The 23,074-nt window shown below is 62.1% G+C and carries 28 protein-coding genes and 1 tRNA gene; 16 read left to right on the forward strand and 13 right to left on the reverse strand.

Annotated elements, in window-relative coordinates:
• Positions 1-10 precede the first annotated feature (10 nt).
• Positions 11-1,873 carry an alkaline phosphatase family protein gene (locus tag ACP7AL_RS11635; protein WP_425991429.1) on the reverse strand — a complete coding sequence of 621 codons (1,863 nt, stop codon included), beginning with the start codon at positions 1,871-1,873 and terminating at the stop codon, positions 11-13.
• A gap of 163 nt (positions 1,874-2,036) precedes the next feature.
• On the opposite strand from ACP7AL_RS11635, the gene ACP7AL_RS11640 reads away from it, so the two are divergent.
• From ACP7AL_RS11640 to ACP7AL_RS11650, 3 genes are read left to right on the forward strand one after another with little or no spacing between them, the layout of a single operon-like run.
• A complete protein-coding gene (locus tag ACP7AL_RS11640; RefSeq protein ID WP_425991431.1) occupies positions 2,037-4,052 on the forward strand; it encodes an acetyl-CoA carboxylase biotin carboxylase subunit in 2,016 nt (671 codons plus the stop codon).
• Between the two features lie 7 nt (positions 4,053-4,059).
• Positions 4,060-4,926, forward strand: a complete 867-nt coding sequence (locus tag ACP7AL_RS11645) for an isocitrate lyase/PEP mutase family protein (RefSeq protein ID WP_425991433.1) — start codon at positions 4,060-4,062, stop codon at positions 4,924-4,926.
• A gap of 17 nt (positions 4,927-4,943) precedes the next feature.
• The gene (locus tag ACP7AL_RS11650; RefSeq protein ID WP_425991435.1) at positions 4,944-5,243 is read left to right on the forward strand and encodes an acylphosphatase; all 300 of its coding nucleotides are present in this window, start codon (positions 4,944-4,946) and stop codon (positions 5,241-5,243) included.
• A 6-nt stretch (positions 5,244-5,249) separates the two neighbouring features.
• On the opposite strand, the gene ACP7AL_RS11655 is transcribed toward ACP7AL_RS11650, so the two are convergent.
• Positions 5,250-6,104: a LysR family transcriptional regulator gene (locus ACP7AL_RS11655; protein ID WP_425991437.1), complete on the reverse strand. Its 855-nt coding sequence runs from the start codon at positions 6,102-6,104 to the stop codon at positions 5,250-5,252.
• Positions 6,105-6,218: 114 nt separating this feature from the next.
• Here ACP7AL_RS11655 and ACP7AL_RS11660 point away from each other — a divergent pair, with 114 nt between their 5' ends.
• Positions 6,219-6,641 carry a tautomerase family protein gene (locus tag ACP7AL_RS11660; RefSeq protein ID WP_425991439.1) on the forward strand — a complete coding sequence of 141 codons (423 nt, stop codon included), beginning with the start codon at positions 6,219-6,221 and terminating at the stop codon, positions 6,639-6,641.
• Between the two features lie 58 nt (positions 6,642-6,699).
• Here ACP7AL_RS11660 and ACP7AL_RS11665 read toward each other — a convergent pair whose 3' ends face one another.
• Positions 6,700-8,295 (reverse strand): GNAT family N-acetyltransferase, encoded by a 1,596-nt coding sequence (locus ACP7AL_RS11665; RefSeq protein WP_425991441.1) that lies wholly within the window; start codon positions 8,293-8,295, stop codon positions 6,700-6,702.
• A gap of 180 nt (positions 8,296-8,475) precedes the next feature.
• On the reverse strand, positions 8,476-9,183 hold the full coding sequence (gene lipB / locus ACP7AL_RS11670; RefSeq protein ID WP_425991443.1) for a lipoyl(octanoyl) transferase LipB: 708 nt from the start codon (positions 9,181-9,183) through the stop codon (positions 8,476-8,478).
• Positions 9,184-9,242: 59 nt separating this feature from the next.
• On the opposite strand from lipB, the gene ACP7AL_RS11675 reads away from it, so the two are divergent.
• Together ACP7AL_RS11675 and ACP7AL_RS11680 are read left to right on the forward strand one after the other, a co-directional pair.
• Complete coding sequence (locus ACP7AL_RS11675; RefSeq protein WP_024921509.1) at positions 9,243-9,485, forward strand: FliM/FliN family flagellar motor switch protein; 243 nt, start codon at positions 9,243-9,245, stop codon at positions 9,483-9,485.
• A 109-nt stretch (positions 9,486-9,594) separates the two neighbouring features.
• A tRNA-Leu gene (locus tag ACP7AL_RS11680) sits at positions 9,595-9,679 on the forward strand.
• A 154-nt stretch (positions 9,680-9,833) separates the two neighbouring features.
• Here the strand turns inward: ACP7AL_RS11680 and ACP7AL_RS11685 are convergent.
• The 5 genes from ACP7AL_RS11685 to ACP7AL_RS11705 form a co-directional block, all read right to left on the reverse strand.
• Positions 9,834-9,971, reverse strand: a complete 138-nt coding sequence (locus ACP7AL_RS11685; protein ID WP_425991445.1) for a hypothetical protein — start codon at positions 9,969-9,971, stop codon at positions 9,834-9,836.
• 15 nt (positions 9,972-9,986) lie between these two features.
• Complete coding sequence (locus tag ACP7AL_RS11690) at positions 9,987-10,223, reverse strand: hypothetical protein (protein WP_425991447.1); 237 nt, start codon at positions 10,221-10,223, stop codon at positions 9,987-9,989.
• Between the two features lie 108 nt (positions 10,224-10,331).
• Positions 10,332-11,102 (reverse strand): exodeoxyribonuclease III, encoded by a 771-nt coding sequence (locus ACP7AL_RS11695; protein WP_425991449.1) that lies wholly within the window; start codon positions 11,100-11,102, stop codon positions 10,332-10,334.
• Between the two features lie 113 nt (positions 11,103-11,215).
• Positions 11,216-12,382, reverse strand: a complete 1,167-nt coding sequence (locus tag ACP7AL_RS11700; RefSeq protein ID WP_425991451.1) for a polysaccharide deacetylase family protein — start codon at positions 12,380-12,382, stop codon at positions 11,216-11,218.
• Between the two features lie 76 nt (positions 12,383-12,458).
• Positions 12,459-13,238 (reverse strand): polysaccharide deacetylase family protein, encoded by a 780-nt coding sequence (locus ACP7AL_RS11705; protein WP_425991453.1) that lies wholly within the window; start codon positions 13,236-13,238, stop codon positions 12,459-12,461.
• 128 nt (positions 13,239-13,366) lie between these two features.
• Here ACP7AL_RS11705 and mgtE point away from each other — a divergent pair, with 128 nt between their 5' ends.
• Complete coding sequence (gene mgtE, locus ACP7AL_RS11710) at positions 13,367-14,797, forward strand: magnesium transporter (RefSeq protein WP_425991455.1); 1,431 nt, start codon at positions 13,367-13,369, stop codon at positions 14,795-14,797.
• 92 nt (positions 14,798-14,889) lie between these two features.
• Here mgtE and ACP7AL_RS11715 read toward each other — a convergent pair whose 3' ends face one another.
• Positions 14,890-15,114: a hypothetical protein gene (locus ACP7AL_RS11715; protein ID WP_244434520.1), complete on the reverse strand. Its 225-nt coding sequence runs from the start codon at positions 15,112-15,114 to the stop codon at positions 14,890-14,892.
• 64 nt (positions 15,115-15,178) lie between these two features.
• Here ACP7AL_RS11715 and ACP7AL_RS11720 point away from each other — a divergent pair, with 64 nt between their 5' ends.
• The 4 genes from ACP7AL_RS11720 to ACP7AL_RS11735 all read left to right on the forward strand — a co-directional run bounded on the left by ACP7AL_RS11720 (position 15,179) and on the right by ACP7AL_RS11735 (position 17,830).
• Positions 15,179-15,643, forward strand: coding sequence for a hypothetical protein (locus ACP7AL_RS11720; protein WP_425991457.1), 465 nt, complete (start codon positions 15,179-15,181; stop codon positions 15,641-15,643).
• Between the two features lie 105 nt (positions 15,644-15,748).
• Positions 15,749-16,063, forward strand: coding sequence for a helix-turn-helix domain-containing protein (locus ACP7AL_RS11725; protein WP_425991459.1), 315 nt, complete (start codon positions 15,749-15,751; stop codon positions 16,061-16,063).
• A 97-nt stretch (positions 16,064-16,160) separates the two neighbouring features.
• Positions 16,161-16,979 carry an aldo/keto reductase gene (locus tag ACP7AL_RS11730; RefSeq protein ID WP_425991461.1) on the forward strand — a complete coding sequence of 273 codons (819 nt, stop codon included), beginning with the start codon at positions 16,161-16,163 and terminating at the stop codon, positions 16,977-16,979.
• A 44-nt stretch (positions 16,980-17,023) separates the two neighbouring features.
• A complete protein-coding gene (locus ACP7AL_RS11735; protein ID WP_425991463.1) occupies positions 17,024-17,830 on the forward strand; it encodes a YdcF family protein in 807 nt (268 codons plus the stop codon).
• 72 nt (positions 17,831-17,902) lie between these two features.
• Here ACP7AL_RS11735 and ACP7AL_RS11740 read toward each other — a convergent pair whose 3' ends face one another.
• Complete coding sequence (locus tag ACP7AL_RS11740; RefSeq protein WP_425991465.1) at positions 17,903-18,178, reverse strand: DUF3253 domain-containing protein; 276 nt, start codon at positions 18,176-18,178, stop codon at positions 17,903-17,905.
• A 47-nt stretch (positions 18,179-18,225) separates the two neighbouring features.
• The gene (locus ACP7AL_RS11745) at positions 18,226-18,906 is read right to left on the reverse strand and encodes a DUF599 domain-containing protein (RefSeq protein ID WP_006020960.1); all 681 of its coding nucleotides are present in this window, start codon (positions 18,904-18,906) and stop codon (positions 18,226-18,228) included.
• 139 nt (positions 18,907-19,045) lie between these two features.
• On the opposite strand from ACP7AL_RS11745, the gene ACP7AL_RS11750 reads away from it, so the two are divergent.
• The 5 genes from ACP7AL_RS11750 (at position 19,046) to ACP7AL_RS11770 (ending at position 22,098) form a co-directional block, all read left to right on the forward strand.
• Positions 19,046-19,702 carry a glutathione S-transferase family protein gene (locus tag ACP7AL_RS11750; RefSeq protein ID WP_425991467.1) on the forward strand — a complete coding sequence of 219 codons (657 nt, stop codon included), beginning with the start codon at positions 19,046-19,048 and terminating at the stop codon, positions 19,700-19,702.
• Between the two features lie 15 nt (positions 19,703-19,717).
• Positions 19,718-20,083, forward strand: a complete 366-nt coding sequence (locus tag ACP7AL_RS11755) for a YidB family protein (RefSeq protein WP_425991469.1) — start codon at positions 19,718-19,720, stop codon at positions 20,081-20,083.
• A gap of 283 nt (positions 20,084-20,366) precedes the next feature.
• Entirely contained in the window at positions 20,367-20,558 is a 192-nt protein-coding gene (locus ACP7AL_RS11760) for a hypothetical protein (RefSeq protein WP_006020957.1), read from the forward strand.
• 70 nt (positions 20,559-20,628) lie between these two features.
• A complete protein-coding gene (locus ACP7AL_RS11765; RefSeq protein ID WP_425991472.1) occupies positions 20,629-21,603 on the forward strand; it encodes a hypothetical protein in 975 nt (324 codons plus the stop codon).
• A 57-nt stretch (positions 21,604-21,660) separates the two neighbouring features.
• The gene (locus ACP7AL_RS11770; RefSeq protein WP_425991473.1) at positions 21,661-22,098 is read left to right on the forward strand and encodes a DUF1489 family protein; all 438 of its coding nucleotides are present in this window, start codon (positions 21,661-21,663) and stop codon (positions 22,096-22,098) included.
• A 1-nt stretch (position 22,099) separates the two neighbouring features.
• On the opposite strand, the gene panC is transcribed toward ACP7AL_RS11770, so the two are convergent.
• Complete coding sequence (gene panC / locus ACP7AL_RS11775) at positions 22,100-22,951, reverse strand: pantoate--beta-alanine ligase (RefSeq protein ID WP_425991475.1); 852 nt, start codon at positions 22,949-22,951, stop codon at positions 22,100-22,102.
• Positions 22,952-23,074: the final 123 nt, after the last annotated feature.

The following is a 23,074-nucleotide window of genomic DNA, read 5'->3' on the forward strand; positions in this document are numbered from 1 at the left end:
CGGACAGGCGCTACTTGGCGCCTGCCGTCTTGGCCAGTTCGGGAAGGCCGACAGTTTTTCCCGGAAATCCCGCCACATCGAAGTAGCGCTGCTCCTGGACGCGCTGGAACTTCAGCACGGTTCGCAGGCCGTTGGCGGCTGGCTTGCCGGTGATGGTGGTGGCGAACGACTTCGGGACGAGGCCGTTCGGCATCGCTTCCGTCATCACACGGCCCATCAGCGTGCCCTTGGGCTTGCGGTTGAGACCGAGAAGATGCGCCGCTGTGATGCCGACGTCGGCATTGCTCACGGGTAGATCACTGGCAAAACCGGCTTTGAAATCAGGACCGATCGCCGCCATGAAATTCATGGTGTCGCCGCGGCTGAAACTGCCGTGCATGCCCTGGCCCTGACGCAGAACGGTGTCCGCGATTTCGACCGAGCACAGCGTCGGTTCGTCGCACCCCGTGGAATAGGAGCGGAAGTTCACGACGATGGCCGGGTGGGGTGTCACGGCCTTGCCTCTCAGGCTGAGGGTCGAGAGCGGCAACGTGCCGGGAAGTTTCCCGAGCTTATCCTCGACGAAAATGCCGCTGACGTAATCCTGTTCAAGCAGCGCCTTCACGGTGCGGTCCGCAAGTTTCTTGTCACCCTTCGGCAGGTAGATCAGGTCGGAGCCGCCATTGGTCGCAACGACCAGATCCGGCTTGCTCGGGTCCTTGCCGAGCAGGGCGTTGCCGGCTTTCGGATACGCATTGGCGCCAACCTGCTTGTTGCCGTCGTTGGGATCGAACAGCGGCAGGTCCAATGCCTTCGCCAGATCGAGGGCAAGGAAACCGAGCGGCAGAAAACCTTCCGGCGTGTCGGGATAGCTGTTCTTCACCGTTGGACTGGTCTTGCTTTCCTTCGAGATTGTCGAGAAGCCGTGATCCGCCGAGACGATGATGTTGGTGGTGGCGGAGAGGCCGAGGTCGTCGAGAGCTTTCCGCAATTGAGCGAGATTGTTGTCGGCATTCTTGATGGCCGCGAGCGAAGACGGGCCGTTGATGCCCGGTGTCACGCTGTTGAGGCTGTCGCCCTGGTTGTGCTGGGTGCCGTCAGGATCGCGCGACCAGAACACCAGCACGAACGGCTTGTTGCGCGCCTTGAACATCGGCAGCACGACCTTGCTGGCGACGTCGGCGAGATATTCCTGCTGCTTGATGTTGGCGACCGTCGTGCCGGGGGTCTTGGCGTCACCGGCCTTGCCGTTGTCGCCGCGGCCGGGCGTCGCGAGAGGGAGGTTGGCGGCGGTCAGGGCCGCCTTCATTTCATCGGAGAGCGGAATGCCGATCAGCTTGCCGTCTTTTTCGACGGCGCCGGTCTGATCGTCGACGGTGATGGTCTTGGTGCCGGTCCGCTCGGTGTGGTCGAACAGGAATGTCGGGCCAACCTTACCGATGGCGGCCGTGCTGTATCCGGCGTCGCGCGCGGCTTTCAGCAAGGTTTCCTCGTTGAGGTAGTCGCCGTTGAAGTCCTTATCGACCTCACCCAAAATCTGGTCGTGCTCGATGAACGGCACGACCGTGCCCAACTGGCTCGGAACCGACTGCACCGGACGGCCGGTATAGATCGAGTTGCTGAAGGTGCCTGTGTCACCGAGATAGTGCCCGGTCGACATCCCGGACGCGTTGGCCATGGTGAAGGTGGGGAAGAGGGAGTGGGGGTTCTTGAAATTCACGCCCTTATCGCGCACGGCAGCCATCGCGGGCGCCAGTTCGGGGGTGACCTTGAGCGCGCGGAGCCCATCTGGCACGAATAGAATCAGGTTGCGGGGCTGGCTGTTTTGGGCGAAAGCGACAGCCGACGACAACGCCAAAAAACCAAAGGAAATGAAAGAAATGGTGCGGCGCATGGGAGACTCTTTTTCGGATGGGTATGCGGTCAATGCAGGTGTGCTGAGTGGTAACTTGGTGTAGTTACGCCTCGCGACAGAATTGTTACAACCCGCCGTGCATGCAAATTTGCGGTTGAAAGCTCTTCCAGCCGAATTCCGCCCTTAAGGTCCAAATCAGCTCATGTTCAAGAAGATACTGATCGCCAATCGCGGCGAAATCGCCTGCCGGGTCATCAAAACGGCACGCCGTATGGGCATTAAGACGGTCGCCGTCTATTCGGAAGCCGACCGCGACGCACTCCATGTCGAGATGGCGGACGAGGCCGTCTTCATCGGCCCGCCGCAGGCAGCCGAGAGCTACCTCGTCATGGAGAAGATTGTCGAGGCCTGCCGCCAGACCGGAGCAGAGGCGGTGCACCCTGGCTATGGGTTCCTGTCCGAACGTGAAGCTTTCCCGCGGGCGCTGGCGGCAGCGGGGGTGGTTTTTATCGGTCCCAATCCGGGCGCGATCGCCGCGATGGGCGACAAGATTGAATCGAAGAAGGCCGCAGCCAAGGCCGAGGTGTCCACTGTGCCGGGCTATCTCGGTGTGATCGAGGACGCGGCGCATGCCGCCAAGATCGCCGACGAGATCGGTTATCCGGTCATGATCAAGGCCTCGGCCGGCGGCGGCGGCAAGGGCATGCGCATCGCGCATTCGAAATCCGAGGTCGAGGAAGGCTTCAACCTCGCCAAGGCCGAGGCGAAAGCGTCGTTCGGCGACGACCGTGTTTTCGTCGAAAAGTTCATTGTCGATCCCCGCCACATCGAAATTCAGGTGCTGGGCGACAAGCATGGCAATGTGATCTATCTCGGCGAGCGCGAGTGCTCGATCCAGCGCCGCAACCAGAAGGTGATCGAAGAGGCGCCGTCGCCGCTACTCGACGAGGCCACCCGCCGCAAGATGGGCGAGCAGGCCGTCGCGCTGGCCAAGGCCGTGAATTACGATTCCGCCGGCACGGTGGAATTCGTGGCGGGCCAGGACAAGAGCTTCTACTTCCTCGAGATGAACACCCGCCTTCAGGTCGAACACCCGGTGACCGAACTGATCACCGGCGTCGACCTCGTCGAGCAGATGATCCGCAGCGCTGCCGGCGAGAAACTCGCGCTGACCCAGAAGGACGTGACGCTGACCGGCTGGGCCGTCGAGTCGCGCGTCTATGCCGAGGATCCGTTCCGGAATTTCCTGCCGTCGATCGGACGACTTGTGAAGTATCGTCCGCCCGCGGAGAGCAAGGTGGACGACATCACTGTGCGCAACGACACCGGCGTACAGGAAGGCGGCGAGATTTCGATCTATTACGATCCGATGATCGCCAAGCTGGTGACCCATGCGTCATCGCGGGCCGCCGCCATCGAGGCGCAGTCGCAGGCGCTGGATTCGTTTTATATCGACGGTATCCGTCACAACATTCCGTTCCTGTCGGCGCTGATGAACCATCCGCGCTGGCGTGAGGGCAATCTGTCGACGGGGTTCATCTCTGAAGAGTTTCCGAAAGGCTTCGGACCGCGCACGCCGGAAGGCGAAACCGCAAACCGGATCGCGGCGGTTGCCGCGGCTGTCGATCACATTCTGGGCGAGCGCAAGCGCCAGATTTCCGGCCAGTTGAACGGCCGCGCGGTGTCGCGCGAACGCCGCCGCGCGGTGTGGCTCGACCGGAACGAAGTGCCACTCGAAGTCGCGCGGGATGGCGAGGGGATTGTCGTGCGTCTTGTCGGCGCCGATGGCGCGCTCGGTCAGCCCGTCACACTGCTCTCGAACTGGAAGCCCGGCGATCCGGTCTGGCAGGGCAGCATCGCAGGGCATCCGGTCGCCGTGCAGGTGAGGCCGATGCCGAACGGCTTCCGGCTGGCCTATCAGGGCTATGAAGTGCCCGTGCAGGTCTTCACCGAAACGGAGGCCACGGCGGCGCGCCTGATGCCGATCAGTTCGGCCGCAGATGCCGGCAAGAAGGTGCTGTGTCCGATGCCGGGGCTCGTGATCTCGATCGCCGTGACCGAAGGTCAGGACGTCAAGGCGGGCGAAACCCTTGCCGTCATCGAGGCGATGAAGATGCAGAACGTGTTGCGTGCCGAACGCGACGGCGTTGTGAAGAAAATCGCCGCCACACCCGGGGCAACACTCGCCGTCGATGCGCTGATCCTCGAATTTGCGTGAGGGTGAAATGGTCCCGCAGGAGAAGCGCGAAGCATTCCGTGCCATCCTGTCGGGCCGCGAGGTCATACGTCCCGGTTCGGTCTACGATCCGATCTCGGCGCGCATTGCCGAGGACGTCGGGTTCGAGCTTGGACTGCTCGGCGGCTCCGCTGCGTCGCTGACCATCCTCGGCGATCCCGATCTGCTGCTGATTACGCTGTCGGAGCTCGCCGAGCAGGTGCGCCGCATTTGCCGCGCAGGGAAAATTCCCGTGCTGGTCGATGCCGATCATGGCTATGGCAACGCGCTCAACGTCCGCCGCACCGTGCAGGAGCTTGAAGCCGCTGGCGCCGCCGGATTGACCATCGAAGATACTTTGCTGCCGCAGGCTTATGGGCAGGCCAGGCCGCAGGTGATCTCGATCGAGGAAGGTGTCGGCAAGATGAAGGCGGCGCTGGACGGGCGCTCCGATCTGTCGCTGGTGATTGTCGGCCGCACCGGCGCCGCGTCGATCACCGGCATCGACGACACGGTGGCGCGTGCGAGAGCCTATGAGACCGCTGGCGTCGATGCGCTGTTTTTCACCGGTCTGAAAACCCGCGCCGAACTTCAGGCCATCGCGGCTGCGACCAAGCTGCCGATCATCATGGGAAGCGCCGATGGCGAACTCGCCGATACGGCGTTCCTTGCCAGCCAGCGCGTGCGTGTCGCCAATCAGGGCCACCAGCCGATCGCGGCGGCCACGCAGGCTGTTTACGAGACTCAGAAAGCGCTGCGCGATGGCGTTGCTCCGAAGGATTTGAAGGGACTGCCGTCAGCGGAACTCACCAACCGCGTAATGCGCAGCGCCGAGGTGAAAATTCGCAACGACGATTTCCTCGGACTGAAGAAATAAGACGCGAGGCCGAAGCGATGAGCGGTGTCATTCGTCACATCATCGTTCGAGGGAAGGTGCAGGGCGTTGGATACCGCGCCTGGATCGAGGGCGAGGCCGTGGCGCGAGGGCTCGCGGGATGGGCGCGCAACCGCAAGGACGGTACGGTGGAAGCGGTGCTGTCCGGCTCCGAATCCGATGTGGCGGCGCTGATCGAAAAATGCCGGCATGGGCCAGGCATGGCCCACGTAACGGCGGTCGATAACGAGCCTGCCGGTGAGGACATGCTGAACCTGCGCACGCGGGGTGAACGGTTCTCGATTCTGCCGACGATCTGACGCAGGTTACTTCGTGCCGGCTTCCTTGCGGAATGTTGCGGCCAGAATACGCAGCGCGGCCCGTTTCGATGCGTCGCTGACGCGGGAATAAAGCATCACTTTCGATGGGCTGAGCCGCGGCAATCCGAACGCCGGGCCGACATCGACCATGCCGGCCGGTGCGATCCGTTTCGCGAGCGGTGCGACCGCCAGTCCTGCGGCTGCTGCGGCGACGACAGCGCTCACGCCGCCGCCGATGAAAGCCTCGCTCCATTTCACATTCGCCTTGTCGAGCGCCCGCGTTGCGGTGGCGCGTACGCCGCATGGAGCGGCCAGCGCTGCGACGCGGAGCGTCTCGCCGTTGGCCCAGTGGAATCCGGGCGACGCGAACCAGCCGAACTCATCGGTGCAAAGTGTTTCCCCGCCGCGCCGGCTGCCTTCCTGACGCACCACGACGGCATCGAGTTCGCCGCCGTCGAATGCATCGAGCAGCGTCCGCGAAAAATCGATGGTGACCGCCAGTGTCAGCGATGAGGATGCAGCGTTCAGCTTTTCCATAATGGGCACAAGCTCAGGGCCCGCCGCATGGTCGCTGAGACCGAGCGTCAATTGCTGGTGCACCGGAGCCGATCCCGACAGCGCGCGGTCGTGGGCAGCGATCAGCGCGCGCGCATTGTCCTGAAAGGCCGCGCCGTCGGCAGTCAAACTGACGGCGCGGGGAGAGCGCTCGACCAGCCGCTTTCCGAGCGTGGCTTCGAGGCGCTGGAGTTTCATGCTGACCGCCGCCTGCGTCGTGCCGAGGGCCTCGGCGGCGCGGGTGAAGCTTTGGAGTTGGGCCACCAGCAGGAAGGCCTGAACGGTCGGGATATCCAGCGTGGTCATTTTATCATCACGTACTGTTATGATTGAAATACATAACGATAAGATATCAATATCATGCGGGAAGGTCTAGCTTCCGGTCGCGCGCTGATTGCGCAAGACCAAGGAGATACGTCCATGCCCCTCATTACAGTCCAGTACACCTCGCAACGTCACACACCCAAGGCCGACATCGCGGCCGCCGTCACCAAGCTGTCGGCGGACATCCTGCACAAGGACCCCAACGTCACCGCGGTGATCGTGCAATCCGTCGATGCCGCCGACTGGTTCGCCGGCGGTCGATCGCTGGCCGATCAGAACCTCGCCAGCGTGTGGGTCGATATTCACATTTCCGACGGGACCAACAGCAAGGACGAGAAGGCGGATTTCATTGCCGCTACGTTCAAGCGCATGGATGATCTGCTCGGACCGCTGCACAACGAGAGCTATATCTATGTGCATGATGCGCGTGCGGATGCTTACGGGTTCGGCGGCCTGACGCAGGAACGCCGTTACATCGCAGGCAAGCTTGCGGCGGCGCCCCGCAGTGCCGCGGCCTGATTTGCGCAGGTCTGAGAGCGCCTTCGGGATGCAAAATCCTCGAAGGCCTCCCTCAGCTTCAGAGGCTTTGATCGAGGCCGATGTGCGGAGCGGTCTTCAAGATGCTGTTGCGCTGGGCGAGGGCCAGACTGTAGTCGGGTTTGAGCGCGAGCGCGGAATCAAAACTTGAAAGCGCTTCCTGATGCCGCCCGAGTTGCTGAAGAGCGATACCGCGGTTGTAGTGAAGTATTGCAACGGCCGGCTGCAAGCCGATCGCCTGCCGGAGCTGCTGCTCAGCAGCTTCGTATTTATGCTGCTGGAGGAGGGCGACGCCGAGGAGATACATCGCATCGGCGTGTTTCGGCTCGGCTTCCAGGATCGCCCGATAGGCTCTTTCCGCCTCCGCAATCTGCCCGCGCTGATGGAAGCCCTTGGCCGTGGCGAGATTGGCCGGCACCGCGCGCCGCCGCTCGGCGTCAAGGCTCTTCAGCAATTGCGCCGCGTCGGCATGGCGTGGGTCGGCATCCAAAATCTGACGGCAGGCCTGCGCTGCTCCCTCGAGGCTGCCTTCCTTTTTCATTCGCAACGCGCGATCGAAAACCACCGGTAAGGTCAAAGGCTCGAGTGTGCCGCGAAGGTTGCGCTGGTCACGCGTGCTCACGCGCAGGCATTCGACCCGGCGCTCGATTCCGCCGAAGTCGTACTTGTAGGGGAAGTCGCCGGTCTGGAGATCGTAGACCGCGAAGCCGTTTTCAATCCCCCAGCGGACGCATTGCAGATGAAGAACGAAACCGGGAGGCGGACGCTTGACGTTCAGATCGCGTCCATTCAGCAGGCTGATCAGCGAACGGTTTTTCCAGTCGATGAGGCTCGCCTGAATGCCGATACGGTTTTCTCCCTGCCAGAGAATTGGCAGGTACAGCGCATTGTCAGCGAAGCAGCACCGCAGCATGTTGCGGAAGTTGTTCATCATGCCGTAGGGCAGCCGCGGATTGTATCGCGCGGCGAGCTTGGCGGCCCATTGCAGTTCCCAGAACTTCAGAAGGGCCTCGATGTCGTCTTCGATCGTCTCCGCGGTGGGGGTGGTGATTTTGTATTCGCCGTCCTCTGCCTGTCTCAATGCAGCGCGTGCATTTCGCCGCGCTTTCGTATCGAGCCGCTCGTACAGGAAAGCGTCCCAGCTATCGGGCAGGTTCACATAGACATAGATATCGTGATCGATGCCGTCGCCATCATCCGGGCGCTGGATCTTTTCCGTGACGAAGTCGGATGACGGAAATTCGTTCAGGAAGAGGGCAAGCCGTTCCGGCGAGGCGAAGATGTTCTCCAGGTGGAGTCTTGCCCAGTTCAGCCGCTTGGTATGATCCGCGAAAGCGGGGATGATGCTCCGATCGAGCTTGGGATCGCAGATGAAGCCGGTATAGCCGGCGAAATAGCCGCCGCCGGAGCGCAGTTCGTTGTGGAACGTGCCGTTCCGCCGTTGTTCAGTCCGCAGTTGCAGCGGGAAGAATCCGACATAGTCGGATGAATTGGCGTCCGCTTTCGCGGCCAGGACGATCCACTGGCAGCCGAGCTTTTCAAACCACCCCGCGATCCATGTCCAGGACATGTAGAGCTGCGCTTCGGGGTCCGCCTGATACACAGCCTCCCAATTGCTCCGAACGCGGAGCAACATGTCCCGGCTTTTGATCACATCCACATGCATGGCGTTGACCTTTGCTCCTGGGAGCGCTGGCGCACGAATGAGAAGTGTCTGCAGGCGAAGGCTGTTCTGGCTGTATTCCTTGCTTAAATTCCAAGACTGGCCCAATTACGCCACGGAAGGGCGGCCGTTGGCAAGGCTGTCCCGGCCGCCTCAGGCGCCAAAGACGTCCTTGAAAGCCTGCTTCAGGGCCACGTCCACATCGGCCATGGTCACCGGGAGGCCGAGATCGACAAGGCTGGTGACGCCGTAGCGGGGGTCTTCGACGCCGCAAGGAACGATGCCCGAGAAGTGCGCCAGATCCGGCTCCACGTTGATCGAGATGCCGTGCAGCGAGACCCAGCGCTTCAGGCGTACGCCGATCGCGCCGATCTTGTCCTCGTGGCCGGGCCCTCTCTCGGGCCGTGCCACCCAGACGCCGACGCGATCCTCGCGCCGCTCGCCGCGCACGTTGAAGGCGGCGAGGGTGCGAATCGTGAATTGCTCGAGGCTGGCGACATACGCGCGAACGTCGGGACGGCGGCGCTTCAGATCGAGCATCAGATATACCACCCGCTGGCCGGGGCCATGGTAGGTGAACTGCCCGCCGCGCCCCGTTGCAAACACGGGAAATCGCGCATCGAGCAGGTCCGCGGCCTTGGCGCTGGTACCGGATGTGTATAGCGGGGGGTGTTCGAGCAGCCAGACCAGCTCGGGCGCGTTCCCGGCGGCGATGTCCGCGGCGCGCTTTTCCATGGTCTCTACAGCGTCCTGATAGGCCACCGGCGAATCCGCCACCCGCCACTCGGCGGGCGGGCCGGAGCGGGGGAAAAACGACGTCAAAGCAAGGTCTTCGCGGCGCTCCTGGAGCATATTAACCATTGGGTAACCATAATCGTGCTGATCTGCGTCCATCATTCATGTGTGGGTGTCAAACCAAAGTGGCAACTCTCGATAACGTCTCGGTCGATCTGATGGTGGTTCTGGGGACCACGTCGATGCCCGTCCATCAGGTGATGCGGCTCAGCCGCGGCGCGATCATCGAACTCGACGCGACCGAGCAGGACGAGGTCAAGGTGCTCGCCAACAACCTGCCTATCGCCAGCGGTGTGGTGGTCGTCAACCGCAACCGCATCGCGGTTGAAGTCAAGCAGATGTTGCCCCGGACGCCCGATAACAGATAGTCGGGAAAAGCCTTGCCGAACCATCGGCCTAGGCCTTGTCCCCCTAATCTCGATTTGTTACACGGGCGCCGTTGATCCGCGCCGGGTGCGAATCCGGGCCGATCTTCTAGCGCTCGTGGCGGAATTGGTAGACGCGCTGCCTTGAGGTGGCAGTCCGTAACAGGGTGGGGGTTCGAGTCCCTCCGAGCGCACCATACTACAGCCAAACCATTGAAATAGCTGATCTTGCTGGCCCAGAGGCCTCGCGAACGCGCGGTGCGGGTTTGTATGCGGTCGACGGCCCTGAGAGTTCCGCCGTCGCGGGCGCTCGCATTTCGCGCCTTATGCGACCAGGTCCTAACCCGCGCCCTATTCGGCTGATTTCTTCAGGTCCTCAAGATCGGGATCTCTGTCAGGGTCTTGGTCAGGATGGTCCCAAGGCTCATCCAAAATCTCTTCAGGCTCGTCACTTGCTTCGCCTTTTGCCGGCTTCTTTGGATCATTCATCTGACGCCCCTGTGGTTAGCTGCGGCTAGACCAGTACGGCCCTGTAACCTTTCGCAGATCGTCCTCTGCCTGCCGCGCGGCCCGGTAATCTTCCAGAAATTCGATGTTCGTGTACGCGCCCTGCTTGGCGAGCAGGTGATACACGCTGCCGATGTGGCGCAGCCAGAACTTTGGCGGACCGGGCGGCAAGCGCCTGGCCTCCAGGATCGTCCTTCTGGCATGAGCCATGAGATAGTCGGTTGCGTCTGACATGCAGGAACAACGGCGTTGAGACCGCGGTGTTCCATCTGGGCGGTAGGAAGGGCTCCCTGGATTCAACCATGGGGCACACCCCTTACGCGGTGGATGAACAGCAGGAGGTCAACGAAGTCTGATCCATGCAGGCGCGTGATCGCTCGCGCCGTCTTCTGCACGAACGTCGGCATCGACGCCGCCCTCGATCAGCTTGGGCGCCAGATTCTTGCTCAGCAAAAGGTGATCCAGCCGAAGCCCGTCGTCGCGCTCGAAGCGGTTTCGCCAATAGGTCCAAAACGTATAGACCCGTTCGTCGCCATAGAGTTCACGAAGGGAGTCAGTCCAGCCTTTTGCCACCAGCGCGGCAAACGCTTTTCTCGGCGCCGGCTGCACGAGAGCATCCTTCGCCCACGACTTCGTCGGGTAGATGTCCAGATCTGTCGGAGCAACATTGTAGTCACCGGCCAGGATGACCGGGTGACCTTGCTTCTGAAGCTTTGCTGCATGTTTCGCGAGGCGCGAAAACCATTCCATTTTGTAGTCGAACTTTGGACCGGGTTGAGGATTGCCGTTCGGCAGATAGATGCAGGCGACGAGGACGCCGTTGATTGCCGCTTCGATGTAGCGGGCCTGATGATCCGACGGATTGCCGGGAAGCCGCCGGGCTGTCGCAACCGGCATGGCGCCCTTGGCAAGGATCGCAACGCCGTTCCAGGATGTCTCGCTTTCCCAGATCGCTGAATAGCCAGCTTTCAGAAGCTCCTTTTCGGGAAAGGATGCGGGCGCACATTTCAATTCCTGAAGGCACACCACATCCGGCTTGCTCCGCTTCAGCCATCTGAGAAGGTTCGGCAGCCGCTTGTTGACGTTGTTGATGTTGAAGGTCGCGATTTTCAAAGGCGAGTGTCCCCGTGAGACGCGTGAGGCATCACCTCGGAGCCTCGGCCATCGCTGCCAAGCACAACTCTATACTGCCTCAAATCGTCCAGTGCTCGCCGGGCGGTTTTTGTTCACCGGATATTCGGACCGGCCGGCACATCGGTGCGGCTGCCGGTTTTGATCGGCGCGGTGAGGGGCTTGAATGTTCCGTCGCTTGCCCGGACCGGATGACTGCCCGGAACGCGTGCGAGGCTTCGCGGCCTCGCCGCGGCGGAAATGTCCGTGCGTGCGGGCTTGCCCAAAAGCGGCGCGTTGGATGGCTGCAACATATGGACGGACGCCCGCGGGGCCATCTTCTGCCGCGCCAGCCAGACCGAACGCACCGACCGCGGAGCATCATGGAGCGGTGTTTCTGCCACTCCGAACACAAAGCCGCTCGGAGTCTTCGCCGCGATATTGGGGCCGTGAATCCAGTACGGAACCCATTGCGCGGGATCGGTGACGGTCTTTGGCCGTTCCGGCGTTGCCGGAACAACGTGGACGATGCGATAGCCGCGCGTCTTCAACTCGCGAAGGATCACAGGCAATGCGGCTTGTGTCCGCGCCTGAATGTCGTGCAGCAGCAGGACGCCTTTGCCTTTGGTTTCGAGCCGCGACAGCGCGTAGTTGACGACCTGCGTTGAGGAAATATGCCGCCAGTCGTCAGCGGGGAAATCGGCACTCCAGGTCATCAGGCCGCGCTTGGCCAGTTCGGCTTCGAGCAGATCGCCGCGGCGCAAGCCAGGAATCCGGAAGAACGGGGCAAGTTGCGAGGGATCGGCGAGGGCGGCTGAGACGTGGGCTATGCCGTCATCGATTTCAGCGCTCATACGCTCCGGTGGCAGTTTGCCGAAGAAAGTCGGATGGTTCTCGCTGTGGGTGCCGATGGTGTGCCCGGCATCGTGGATGCGGCGCACCTCCTGCGGAAATTCTTTCGCCATCCGGCCGACCAGAAAGAAAGTCGCCTTGACGCATTGCGCGGCAAGGATGTCGAGAATGGCGTTGGTGTGAGCGGGCAGCGGGCCGTCGTCGAAGGTCAGGACCACCTCATGATCTTCCAGCGGCAGAGTCTCGCCGTACTGCATGGTGCCGATCCGCGAATGCTCCTTCGGATCGACAACGATGGTGCGCGAGGTGCCGAGCGCGTCCGCCTTGCATTCGGCGGCCTGAGCAACGGTGGCCCCGAACGAGGCCGTCGCCGTGGACAGGCCAAGTGCTGTGAGGAGCGCGGTACAGGTTCCGCTGGCGGTTCGGCGCATGGACAATCCGTGATGGCGCGAGACCATCCTGCTTACCGCCGGGCCCCTGAACGCATGCTTAATTCGGCGGGTGTTCCTAACGGTCATTCAACGTACTCTTGACCGGCCGCGGCGGGACCAGATGAACGACCTTGTAGCCGTTGCGCCGGAGGTACTGCAAAAACGCGGGCAACATTTTGGCGGTCTGTGCCTTGGTGTCGTGGAAAAGGATGATTCCCTTCCCCGCGTTGTCGAGCCGCTCGGTAATGAGATTCAACTGCTGCTCCGGGGTCATCGGCTCCCAGTCGCTGGCCCAGAAGTCGGCGCCAACAACCGCGATCCCGCGCGACTGAAGGCCGTTCAGCAGGGCGGGTGTCGATGCGAAGCCGGGAAAGCGGAAGAAAGGCGTCGTCGGGACGGAAGTTGCCTTACCGTGTAAAGCCTTCTCGTCGGCAGCGATCCCGCGATCGATTTCCTCGATCGCCTGCGGCTGGCTAATCTTGTCCAGCCAGCGATGCGACCAGGTGTGGTGGCCGATGGTATGGCCTTCCGCAGCGATTTTTTTGACCATTCCCGGATTGGCTTCGGCATTCCTGCCGACCAGAAAGAATGTCGCCTGAACGCATTCAGCGGCCAGCGTGGCCAGAACTTTCGTTGTGGTCGGCGGGAAGGGGCCGTCGTCGAACGTCAGGACGACTTCCTTGTCCGCCAGCGGCAGGGTTTGCGGGAAGCTCTTCAGCCCGACGCGGGGAAATGCCTGCGGATCGACCGTCATGACACGCGAGGTGCCGAGCGCATCCTTGCGCGGGCAGTCCGCAGCGTTGGCTGCTGAAACGGACGCGACAAAAGCGAGCAGTGCGGCCTTTAACACGGTCATGACAGGATTCCCGGACGCGCGGATTTCGCGCGCCGCACATTTAGCATTGCGCCCGGCGGTGTCGATTGGGTATTGCCTGAAACGCACACGCAAATCAGCGGACCTCCATTGAACCAGTGAGGCACGGCATGGCCGATCAACAAGACCTTGCCGAGGCGGATGCCCCTCACGATTCCGTGCTGGACCAATATCCCATGAGGGATGAAGACGGCGAAATTCGTGCCCGGTTTGTCGGGATGATTGCCGATGCGGTTCAACAGGGCGATTCCGCATTTCTTCAGAAAATCGTCGCCGAACTCCACGAGGCCGATCTCGGCGATCTGATCGAGGCGCTGGAGCCCGATCTGCGGCCGCGGCTGGTGGAACTGACCGGTGCGGCCTTCGACTTCTCCGCGCTTAACGAGGTCGACGACACGGTTCGCGAGGAAATCCTCGAAGAGCTGGAGCCGGAAACGGTCGCCGAAGGCGTTCGCGAACTGGATTCCGACGACGCCGTTGAACTGCTTCAGGACCTCGACGAGGAAGACAAGGAAGAGATCCTTGAGAAGCTGCCGCAATCCGAGCGTGTCGCGCTGGAGCGCAGTTTAGACTACCCGGAAAATTCCGCCGGCCGCCGCATGCAGACGGAGTGCATTTCGGTGCCGGACAACTGGACCGCCCTGCAAGCCATCGAATACATGCGGGACACGCCGGGACTGCCGGACCGGTTCTACGAGATTTACGTGGTCGACAGGGACAAGCGCCTGAAAGGCGCGGTGCCTCTCGATGCGCTGCTGCGCGCGCGGCGGCCGGGGCCGATCATGGATCTGGTCGACGAGGACCGCCGCCGGGTTTCAGATCACGAGGACATCGCGGAAGTCGCGCGGATGTTCGGCAAGTACAATCTTGTCGCCGCGCCGGTGACCGACAGCGAGGATCATCTCGTGGGCGTTATCACCATCGACGACGTCGTCGACGTGATCGAGGAGGAGGCCGACGAAAACATCAAGGCTCTTGGCGGCGTCGCCCGTGACGAAGAGTTGTCGGACTCGGTGTGGACCATCGCCAAGAGCCGGTTCAACTGGCTGCTGGTCAATCTGGCGACGGCGTTTCTTGCGTCGGCGGTGCTAGGCCTGTTCGAAGGCGAATTGCAGAAGATGGTCGCGTTGGCGGTGCTGGCGCCGATCGTGGCCAGTCAGGGCGGAAACGCGGCCACTCAGACCATGACGGTCGCAGTGCGCGCACTCGCCACTCGCGAACTCGGCTCAAACAATGCATGGCGCGTTGTCATGCGCGAAGGTCTCGTAGGTCTGGTGAATGGGCTGGCATTCGCTGTTATCACCGGCGTGGCGGCTGCGGTGTGGTTCAAGACTTCCGGCCTCGGTATCGTTATCGGTCTCGCGATGATCTGCAATCTCGTCGCCGGCGCGCTCGGCGGCATTCTCATTCCGATGGCGCTTCAGCGCCTGCGCGCCGATCCAGCCGTTGCATCAGGCACCTTCGTGACGACGGTCACCGACATCGTCGGTTTCTTCGCGTTTCTTGGTATCGCGACGCTGTGGTTCGGACTCAAAAGTTAACGCTGCCCGTTTCGACATAGGTTCCTTGCGTTTGCATGGGTCTATGGGCACACCAGCGCCTCATTCTCGCCACCTGCCGCAATAAAACCAAATCATCGCATGCCGCAAAACATCGATGTTTTGGCGGCCTCTTTGAATCTTAGGCGAACGTGACGTTGTCGCACGCGACCGTCCATCACGCCAAAATCATCCGGAGCTAAAATTTTGATTAGAACAGTCACCGCCGTGGCGGCGCTTTGTGCGTTGTCCTCGATGGCCGAAGCGCGCGTTCGTGCACCGGCCGTCGCACCAGAATGCAACATCACGATGCCATGCATCGGAGTCGACAATCCTGTTCACGCGCGTCAGCGCGGTCAGCGTCGAGTGGAGCCCGCATTTTCCATGATGCAGCCAGCGGCGACGCCTCGGCTGAGCAGGCGGCAACAGCGGGCGCTTGAACGCGCTCAGCGCAACTTTGAACCGGCACCGCGTGCGGTCGCCGAGCGCGCGTCCCATGCATCGGAAGGATATTCCGCCGGTCTCATCGGTCCGTTGGCCGCCAAGCTCGCATCGATTCAGGCAGCGTGTCCGGGAACGCAGGCAATCTCGGGCATTCGCCACACGCGCATCGCAGGAACGCGCCGGATGTCGCTCCATGCGCAGGGCAAGGCCGTGGACGTGCGTGGTCCCTATGGCTGCATCTACGCGCAGCTCAAGGGCTGGAGCGGCGGCTACTCGACCGATTCCGGGCGCGTGCAGCACATCCACATTTCCTATGACGATGCGGGCGGCCGTGAGATGGGCCTTCGCTTCGCTCATGGTGGCGGACGCCGTTCGTGGCGCGAAGCCAACGCGCGCATGCGATAACCTGCACGACAAGACCGTCCGGAAACATCGGCTTTCCGGACGGGGCTTTCTGTTAACCGTCGATTAACCATGTTGGGTTGACCCTCCGGTCTGCGGAGGTGTCACATGCAGCGGCTACGGCTGAAGGCAGATGGACGGATTGTCGAGGTGCTGGACGGGCGGGAAGTTCCGCTCGTGCCTGACATGCCCGGCAGCAACGCGCCATCACGTGGAGCCACCACAGCACCGGTCGTGCGTGATCTGCGCCTTCGCGCAAAACTGACGCAGGCCGAATTCGCATCACGGCTCGGCGTTCCTCTCGAGACCATACGCAACTGGGAGCAGGGCAAGCGTTCACCGCGTGGTCCGGCGCGCGCGCTGCTGACCGTGATCGCTCACGAGCCCGATATGGTTTTCGCGGCTCTCGCGCGGCGGTCCTGACCCGCATGACAGTTCCGTCACACGCTGTTCTTGGCAATGCGGCATGCGCGGCGCAAGATGGTGAGCCTTCCGGCATGGAACGACGCTGAGGCATGCGATGCACACCGTTGAAGCGAACGGCGCCAACATCCCGACGATAGGTCTGGGAACGTGGGAGTTACGTGATCGTGCCTGTGCGCGTATCGTCGAGCAGGCGCTTCGGCTTGGCTATCGCCATATCGATACAGCGCAGATTTACGAGAACGAGCGCGAAGTCGGTGAGGGCGTACGCGCCTCCGGCATCAAGCGGGCCGACGTCTTTGTCACCACGAAAGTCTGGACCACCCATTTTGCTCCGAACGATCTGTTGCGCTCGACCAAGGAAAGCCTCGCGCGCCTGCGCATGACCGAAGTCGATCTGCTTCTGCTGCACTGGCCCAATCCGCAGGTGCCGCTGGAAGAAACGCTGGGCGGGCTTGTGGAGGCTCGGAAGCTGGGTCTCACACGTCACATCGGAGTGTCAAATTTCACCGTGGCGCTGATCGAGGAGGCTGTGGCGAAAGCTGCGGCGCCGCTGGTTTGCAATCAGGTCGAGTATCATCCGTATCTCGACCAGAACAAGGTGCTTGCGGCGTGTCATGCCAACGGGCTGGCGCTGGTCGCGTACAGTCCGGTCGCGAAGGGGCGCGTCAAGAATGCGGAAGCGCTGAACCGGATTGGCGCGCGATACCGCAAGAGCGCGGCGCAGGTCTGTTTGCGCTGGCTGATCCAGCAGGACGTGGTGGCTATCCCGCGCACATCCAAGGTCGAGCGCCTGTCCGAAAATCTCGACATCTTCGATTTCAATCTGACTGACGACGAAATGACCGAGATCTTCGCAATGGGGACGCGCAGCGGCCGCATCACCGATTTCGGTTTTGCCCCCAAATGGGATTGAGTGCGGCTTGATCTTGCCGCGGGGATCGCCCATTCAGGGCTGGCATGTTCTTCGCCGTCTCCAAGATTCTTGGCTTCTTCGTCGTCCCGTCCAACGCGGTCGCAATGCTTTGCGCGCTCGGCGCGCTGCTGTTGCTGACGCGTTTCCGCAAGGCGGGGTCGCGCCTTCTCGGACTCGGCGTCATTTTTATGCTGGTCTTCGGCTATTTGTCGCTCGGCAATCTGCTGCTGCTGCCCCTGACCGAACGCTTTCCGGCGTGGAGCGCGGCGGGCCGTACGCCGGACGGGATTATCGTTCTTGGCGGCTCCATCGATCCTGAGCGCAGTCAGGCGCGGGGCTCGCTGGAAATGGACGCGGCGGCCGAGCGCATCATTACAATGCTGCAATTGGCCCGGCGCTATCCGCAAGCGCGTATTGTCTTTAGTGGCGGCAGCGCGAACCTGATTCAGGAGCCGGTATCGGAGGCGCCGATCGCCGGCGATCTGTTACAGGACTTCGGAACACCGGCTTCGCGCATTGTGCTGGAAGGGGGTTCTCGTACCACTGCCGAGAATGCCGAGTTCACGCGCAAGCTGGTTTCACCAAAGCCGGGCGAGCGATGGCTGCTTGTGACATCGGCGTTCCACATGCCGCGCTCCATCGGTGCGTTTCGCAAGGCCGGCTTCGAGGTCGAAGCCTATCCGGTCGACTGGCGCACGCGCGGCTGGAACGATGCGGCGATGCCGTTTACGGCATTGAGCGCTGGCCTGGCGCGTACCGACGTCGCCGTTCATGAGTGGATCGGGCTGATCGCCTATTGGGCGACGGGGCGCAGCAGCGAGTTTTTTCCGGGACCGCGCAAGATTAACTAGGCCTGATCCCGCAGCATGCCATCGGGCTTGACCCGAGGCGGCGCCGGTTTTCGGATCAGGTCATGCCCATGTTTAATCGTGCCGCGGCAGGCCGAGGCGATAGACGCCGCGAAATTCATTCGGGTCGGCGGGTTTGCCCTTGCGGTAGATCACAAGGCGGCCTGCCTGCGCGAGGGCTACAGCGGACCTTCTGATCGGCACCAGCAGCCCATGCCAGTCGTCGCCGGCCGCAATGGCGTGAGCGATCTCCGGCGCGCTGAGAGTCTTTGCCTCGGCGCGCGCCAGCACGCCGAGAATGGCGTCCTCGAGCGACAGGTTATCGAGAGCTTTCGAATCGGAATGGTTCATGACCATGCCATGACGCATCCGAACCCGCGCGGCAAGCGCGCAGGGTGCTATTTCGACATCGCGCGATAGGCGTCGGAATCGAACTGGCGGCGCCAGATCACGACCACGATGGCCAACGTGGTTGCGATCAGGACCCACGGGCTGATGAACCAGCCGAGATAGCCCAGCGCGAACAGGAACGCGCGCTGGCCGCGATTGAAGTGCCGTCCCGCCGACTGGAACAGCTTGGTGGTTCGCATCACATGGGATTGCGCTTCGGGCGTATCGCGCTTCTCGGCAAAGGGCATCGCCCCGAGCAGGATGGCGACGTAGTTGAACAGGCGATAGGCCCATGAGAATTTGAAAAACGCATAGACGAAGATCACGATCAGCCCGACACATTTGATTTCCCACAGCGCAGGAGAGCTTCGGATGCCCAGCGGGAGCGTGGCGAGCACCGACATGGCTTCTTCGGTCGATCGCAGCAACGTCAGTCCGCCGCCGATCGCCAGCAATGTGGTCGATGCAAAGAAGGCCGTACCGTTCTGCAGTGAGGCCATGATCTGCATGTCGACCATCCGCGCCTCGCGATCGAGGATGCGCCGGACCCACACCTCGCGATAGATGCTCATGCGGGCGTTCAGGCTGTTGCGTCCATGCGCGGTGCGTTCAAGCGTGACCGCGTAGACCATCCAAGCCAGGACGAAGAACGCGATCGCCACGAGGTCGGCAGTTGCAAACAGGTTCACGATTCGATGCCTTCTGAATGATGCCTGTCACGATAGACAGGAAGCCAGCCGCTGCGAAGCAGTTTTGGCGTTTCCGGGGGCTGGTTGCGTGCCGCGCGCCGGGCGTGGCAAGGTTGACTTTGCAGGGAGAACTCAATCGATGGCTTTGACGCTCGTTATCGGGAACAAGAACTATTCCTCATGGTCGATGCGGCCGTGGATGGCCCTGAAAGGGACGGGAATCATCTTCGACGAGATCGTCATTCCGCTCTACACCGGTGATGCTGCCAAGCAGCGCATTCTGGATGTCACCCGGTCGGGCAAGGTTCCGGCGCTGGTCGACGGCGACATCACGGTCTGGGATTCGCTGGCGATCATCGAATACGCCGCCGAGCGGTTTCCGGATGCGCGTCTGTGGCCGCAGGACGTCGTGGCGCGTGCTCATGCACGCTCGATCTCGGCAGAGATGCATTCCGGCTTCATGGCGCTTCGCAACGAATGCGGCATGAACATTCATCGTCCGATCCGCTCAAAGCCGCTCTCCGACGATGCCAGGGCGAACATCGCGCGCATCCAGCAGATCTGGACCGAATGCCGGGCCCGGTACGGCGGGCAGGGGCCATATCTGTTCGGCGCCTTCAGCGGTGCGGATGCGATGTATGCGCCGGTGGTCCATCGGTTCCGGACCTATGCCATCGATGTAACGCCGCCGGTGCGCGACTATATGGAAACGATGCAGGCGAATGCAGCTTTCCGTGAATGGAGCGATGCGGCTCTGGCCGAGACGCTGCTTATCGAAAGATTCGAGATCGACTAACCCGGGGACTGCATAATGGGAATTCTCGACATGCTGACCAGTGTGATGGCGGCGAGGGCGGCGAGCGAACTGGACTCAGCCGTCATTCCGGCTGTCCTCAGCGAAGTGCTCGGCAGCGATAACCAAGGCGGGTTGTCAGCGATCGTGGCCAGGCTCGAGCAGGCCGGGCTCGGCGAGCAGGTGAAGTCTTGGATCGGCACCGGCCAGAACCTGCCGGTGAGCGCGCAGCAGCTCCAGCAGGTGCTAGGCAACGATGTGGTGAGGCAACTTGCGACCCGTTTCGGGATTCCGATGGATCAGCTCTCGACTGTTCTCGCGCAGGTTTTGCCCGGAGCAGTTGATCGGGCAAGTCCTGAAGGAGCGTTGCCGGAGAGCGCCTGAGATTATCCCGTTAACGCACTGAACTTGCCGGGGAATCGTTCCGTCGCGCAGATAAGGCGAAATTGCGGCATTGCACGCGGCTGGACCCTGCCTTGCCGCGGGCGCAAGGCCCTCGAAAGGCCTTCAAGGCACTGATAAATAGAAGTTATTTCGTCATTACCCATGTGCTGGTTTATCTGGCAAATGGGGGCTCTGCGTGCTATACCTCTGCCGGGCGTCAAACTGGCTTTGCCGGACAACGGCAGGCCGCCAAAATGCGCGTATCGCGTGATGGAGCAGGGTGTTGAAGCACAAATACATCGTTGGAGAGACTGTCTATTTCACGGCAAGCAATGTGGCGCGGCCAGCCGCCAGCGGAACCTACGAAGTGATCCGCCTTCTGCCGACAGACGGTGACGACTGCCAGTATCGTATCAAGAGTTCGACCGAAGCCTTCGAGCGTGTGGCCAAGGAAAGCCAGCTCGCCGTCGCCTGACAATTTTGGCTTGACGGAATTTTGCCGCGGTTACAGCGCTTGGTCTGGTTCGTTGTGAAGGGGACCTTGCATGAACCGGGCTTTGGCCACGTCGATCGAGAACTTTTGGAATTCGCAAAGCTTGCCGATGTGGCTGACCATTGCCGCAGCGGGCTTCTTCGCGATTATCCTCCTGGTCACGCTCTTTCGTGCTGAGCGATCGGTCGCGAACGGAGCGCTGACCGTTATCACGCTTCTGGCTATCGGCATTGCGGTCACCACCATGATCCGCGCGTCCGGTGTGGCCGGCGGCTCGTCCGGCGATTCCAGATCTTCCGTTCAATCCGGGGCTTCTCTTCCGGCGCTGGCCTGTCTCGACGGGCTTGCCGGAGAGAGCGTCGAGGCCGCCTGCGAAAAGGCGTTGTTTGCGTCAGCCGATTCCGTTGCGGCCGGCGTGTCCTATACCGCCGCGCAGATCACCCGTCTTGCCGCGTTTGGCAATGTCGCTGCTGCCAACAAGGTCATGACACCCGAACTCAACGCTCTGCGGCGGGCGATCGAACGCGATCGTTACGGACTGGTTGCTCAGGTGCTCAAGACGCGCGAGGGGTGCTCACTCTCGGCGCCGTGCCCGTTCTTCCAGTCGCTGACCAATTCGGGGCAGATTTCGTCCAACATGAGCGAAAATCTCTACGACGGCTTTGTCGGCCGCTACGCTGCCGCTTGGAACGCTCCGCCGGTTACCGCGAGCGCAGCACCACCCGTCGCGGCGCTTGGCACCGTGCCGCCGCCGGGACGGCCGGTGTCGGGTGATTTCCCGAGTGCGGCGTCGATCCCTCCGATCAACATCATGTCGCCTGAGCCGGCTGCGCAGGGCGCCCAGGCATCACAGCGCTCGTCGGAACCAGCGGCCGCGCCGGCGGCCCGTAGCGTGCCTGGCGCGGTGATTAATCCGCAGCCGGTACCGGCCGCCGCGAAGAAGGCCGCACCTGCGCCTGCGCCACAGAAATCGCGTGCACAAGCGCCCGTGCAGCTTGCGCCACCCAAAGAGAGCGATGATAACTGATCGCTCTTCCTCTATTTTAAGCGCCATGCTCCGGCGTCCCGCTGGCGATTTCCGAATATGCCGCTTCATCTCGTCAAGCTCAGCGTCGGTGCCACCTCCATCAAGGATCTTCGGGGCTGGATTGCCGAACGCGTGAAGCAGGCCAAGGCGAAGGGCCAGCCCCCACGCCACATCCACGTCACCCGGATGTCTCCCAAACGCGTCGACGAACTTCTCGACGGCGGATCGATCTACTGGGTCATCAAGGGCGAGATCGCCGCGCGCGAGAGAATTCTCGGCATCGAGCCGTTTCGCGACAAGGATGGCATCGGACGATGCCGCCTCGTGATGGAGCCAAAGCTGATTGCGGTAGCGCCGCGGCCGATGCGGCCGTTTCAGGGCTGGCGTTATCTCGATCCGAAAAGCGCGCCGCCGGATCTTGGCAAGGCCGCTGCCAGCGTCGCCGCGATGCCCGAACCGATGCGGCGCGAATTGCGCGAGCTGGGTCTTCTTTAGCCTAAGCCTTGATATTGTCGATCAGCCGCGTGGTTCCGATTTTCGCGGCGACCAGCAGCCGCACCGGTCCATCGTTCAGCGAGGAAATCGGCTCAAGCGTCTCTGCGTGCCGCGCCTCGAGATAGTCGAGGGCAAAGCCAGCCTGACGGATGAGATCGGCGCCGTCGGACAACGCGGCCTTGAAGTTATCGCCGTCGCGCATCCGCTTCGCCGTGGCCTTGAGCGTGCGAAACAGAACAGGCGCTGTGCTGCGCTGGTCGGGTGACAGGTAGACGTTGCGCGACGACATCGCGAGGCCGTCGCGCTCGCGGATGATTGCGCCGCCGATAACCTTCACCCCCAGATCAAGATCGCGCGCCATGCGCGTGACGACCTTGAGCTGCTGGAAATCCTTCTCGCCGAACAGCGCCATGTCAGGGCGCACCTGTGCGAACAGTTTGGCGACGACGGTCGCTACGCCGCCGAAGAAGTGCGGGCGGAATTTATCTTCAAGCCCTGCAAGTGCCGGTCCCTCGGGCGCAACCCTGGTTGCGAAGCCGTCCGGATACATCGTCTTCACATCCGGATTCCAGATCAGGTCGACACCCTCTGCCTTGAGGCGTGCAAGATCCTCCTTCCATGTGCGCGGATAGGAGCCGAGATCTTCGTGCGCGGCGAACTGCGTGGGGTTCACGAAGATCGATACGGCGACCTTCTGTGCACGACGTTTGGCGAGACGAACCAGCGACACATGGCCGTCATGGAGCGCACCCATGGTCGGCACGAGGGCGAGGGTGGCATTGCGTTTGCCGAGTTCGGTGCGCGCGCGATGAAGGGACGAAAGCGAACGTGCGATGATGGGGGAGCGGGTCATTCGTGCCGGTGTGTGCAACGGGTGATTGTCGGGTGGGCGCTAGTCTTAACAAAGGTGGTGCTGCGAGCCAACGACCGCCCGTCGTCTTCGCGCAGACTGCACGGCGATTCATCATGAAGTATG

Source organism: Afipia sp. DC4300-2b1 (assembly GCF_049895725.1).
Lineage (GTDB): Bacteria > Pseudomonadota > Alphaproteobacteria > Rhizobiales > Xanthobacteraceae > Afipia > Afipia broomeae.

Bases quoted from the DNA above. Each gene is read 5' to 3' on its own strand.
- ACP7AL_RS11635 (WP_425991429.1), bottom strand. From the start codon at position 1,873: ATGCGCCGCACCATTTCTTTCATTTCCTTTGGTTTTTTGGCGTTGTCG.
- ACP7AL_RS11640 (WP_425991431.1), top strand. From the start codon at position 2,037: ATGTTCAAGAAGATACTGATCGCCAATCGCGGCGAAATCGCCTGCCGG.
- ACP7AL_RS11645 (WP_425991433.1), top strand. From the start codon at position 4,060: ATGGTCCCGCAGGAGAAGCGCGAAGCATTCCGTGCCATCCTGTCGGGC.
- ACP7AL_RS11650 (WP_425991435.1), top strand. From the start codon at position 4,944: ATGAGCGGTGTCATTCGTCACATCATCGTTCGAGGGAAGGTGCAGGGC.
- ACP7AL_RS11655 (WP_425991437.1), bottom strand. From the start codon at position 6,104: ATGACCACGCTGGATATCCCGACCGTTCAGGCCTTCCTGCTGGTGGCC.
- ACP7AL_RS11660 (WP_425991439.1), top strand. From the start codon at position 6,219: ATGCCCCTCATTACAGTCCAGTACACCTCGCAACGTCACACACCCAAG.
- ACP7AL_RS11665 (WP_425991441.1), bottom strand. From the start codon at position 8,295: ATGTTGCTCCGCGTTCGGAGCAATTGGGAGGCTGTGTATCAGGCGGAC.
- lipB (WP_425991443.1), bottom strand. From the start codon at position 9,183: ATGGTTAATATGCTCCAGGAGCGCCGCGAAGACCTTGCTTTGACGTCG.
- ACP7AL_RS11685 (WP_425991445.1), bottom strand. From the start codon at position 9,971: ATGAATGATCCAAAGAAGCCGGCAAAAGGCGAAGCAAGTGACGAGCCT.
- ACP7AL_RS11690 (WP_425991447.1), bottom strand. From the start codon at position 10,223: ATGTCAGACGCAACCGACTATCTCATGGCTCATGCCAGAAGGACGATC.
- ACP7AL_RS11700 (WP_425991451.1), bottom strand. From the start codon at position 12,382: ATGCGCCGAACCGCCAGCGGAACCTGTACCGCGCTCCTCACAGCACTT.
- ACP7AL_RS11705 (WP_425991453.1), bottom strand. From the start codon at position 13,238: ATGACCGTGTTAAAGGCCGCACTGCTCGCTTTTGTCGCGTCCGTTTCA.
- mgtE (WP_425991455.1), top strand. From the start codon at position 13,367: ATGGCCGATCAACAAGACCTTGCCGAGGCGGATGCCCCTCACGATTCC.
- ACP7AL_RS11715 (WP_244434520.1), bottom strand. From the start codon at position 15,114: ATGCATGGCATCGTGATGTTGCATTCTGGTGCGACGGCCGGTGCACGA.
- ACP7AL_RS11720 (WP_425991457.1), top strand. From the start codon at position 15,179: ATGATGCAGCCAGCGGCGACGCCTCGGCTGAGCAGGCGGCAACAGCGG.
- ACP7AL_RS11725 (WP_425991459.1), top strand. From the start codon at position 15,749: ATGCAGCGGCTACGGCTGAAGGCAGATGGACGGATTGTCGAGGTGCTG.
- ACP7AL_RS11730 (WP_425991461.1), top strand. From the start codon at position 16,161: ATGCACACCGTTGAAGCGAACGGCGCCAACATCCCGACGATAGGTCTG.
- ACP7AL_RS11735 (WP_425991463.1), top strand. From the start codon at position 17,024: ATGTTCTTCGCCGTCTCCAAGATTCTTGGCTTCTTCGTCGTCCCGTCC.
- ACP7AL_RS11740 (WP_425991465.1), bottom strand. From the start codon at position 18,178: ATGAACCATTCCGATTCGAAAGCTCTCGATAACCTGTCGCTCGAGGAC.
- ACP7AL_RS11750 (WP_425991467.1), top strand. From the start codon at position 19,046: ATGGCTTTGACGCTCGTTATCGGGAACAAGAACTATTCCTCATGGTCG.
- ACP7AL_RS11755 (WP_425991469.1), top strand. From the start codon at position 19,718: ATGGGAATTCTCGACATGCTGACCAGTGTGATGGCGGCGAGGGCGGCG.
- ACP7AL_RS11765 (WP_425991472.1), top strand. From the start codon at position 20,629: ATGAACCGGGCTTTGGCCACGTCGATCGAGAACTTTTGGAATTCGCAA.
- ACP7AL_RS11770 (WP_425991473.1), top strand. From the start codon at position 21,661: ATGCCGCTTCATCTCGTCAAGCTCAGCGTCGGTGCCACCTCCATCAAG.
- panC (WP_425991475.1), bottom strand. From the start codon at position 22,951: ATGACCCGCTCCCCCATCATCGCACGTTCGCTTTCGTCCCTTCATCGC.